We start from the raw sequence: 1,194 nt of genomic DNA, 5'->3' as shown, positions 1-1,194 counted from the left end.
CACCTTCTGCGCACTCGTCAATGCCGCAAAGCTGTCTCCCAACGGCTGAAGAATCGCATCAGCAATGGGCTGGAGTTGTTTGACGAGGTAGTGCTCATAGTCAATGCGCGAATGCCGGGCCTCCAGAGGTTCGGGGCCGCTCTGCGTCATCACGTACTCGATCCAGCCTCCACGCTGGTACTGCTGCGGACGGTTCAGCTTCGCGTTGTGAGCGTCAGCGATCCGCGCCGCGCGCACCTGGGGCGGTACGTTGACCTCGTAGGCATCAAGCCGGTGGCGCAGGCGTTTGCGGTAGACGAGCAGCGCATCCATTTGGCCGTCCAGCATCGACCGCGTATAGTCAGCCACGAACGCCCGGTAGGGCTCGCCGTGGAAGATGCGTGACAGCAAGCCCTCCTGGAACTGGCGTGCCAACGGAGTCCAATCGCTGCGGGCCATCTCCAGTCCGCGATAGACCATCTCCTCCCGACCTTCTTGATCGATGCTCAGGCCGGCATAGCGTTTCTTGCTGCCCACGTCCGATCCTCGGATGGTAGGCATGAAGAATTTGGCGTAGTGGGTGTCGAACTCGATTTCGAGGAAGGTCTCCAGCTGCTGCTCCTCGCGCAGCTTGCGGGTCCACCAGGCGTTGATCTCCTGCACCAGGCCGGCCGCAATGGCGTGCGCCTCCGCGTTGGGATAGATGCATTTGAGCCAGATGAAAATGGAGTCGGTGTCTCCGTAGATAACTTGGTATCCGCGCTCTTCCACGAACACCCGGGTGAGCTTCATTACCTCATGGCCGCGCAGGGTCACGGCGGACACCAGCTTCGGATTGAAGAAGCGGCATTCCGACGCACCCAGCACACCCGCAAAGGAATTCATGAGCAGCTTCAGGGCCTGCGACAGCGGCTGATTGCGCGCCCGCTTGGCTTCGTCCCGCGCATTCGACAGGGCGGTCACGATGTCCGGCAGACAGTGCTTCTCGCGCGAGAACAGCGTGCCTTGCGGCCCCAGCACCAATCCGGTCTGTGCGTCGGCGCTCTCTCCCTCGGCCAGACCCACGGGGTCCACCAGAAAGGTCCGGATGATGGAGGGGTACAGGCTCTTGTAGTCCAGGACCACGACTGAGTCGTAGAAGCCCGGGGTGGAGTCCATCACATAACCGCCTGGAAAGGCCTTGGCCGCGATGTCACCCACGTTGGGCGCTACGTA

General features: G+C 61.8%; 1 protein-coding gene. It reads right to left on the bottom strand.

The features are described from left to right. Positions 1 to 1,194: DNA polymerase II (locus tag DBR23_RS07620; protein ID WP_108497829.1), on the bottom strand; the 1,194-nt coding region annotated here is incomplete at both ends.

Origin of the sequence: Acidovorax sp. HMWF018 (assembly GCF_003061035.1) — a bacterium.
GTDB classification, from domain to species: domain Bacteria; phylum Pseudomonadota; class Gammaproteobacteria; order Burkholderiales; family Burkholderiaceae_C; genus Acidovorax; species Acidovorax delafieldii.
The sequence above is the reverse complement of the archived record's forward strand: the minus strand, read 5'-3'. Positions and strand labels throughout refer to the sequence as shown.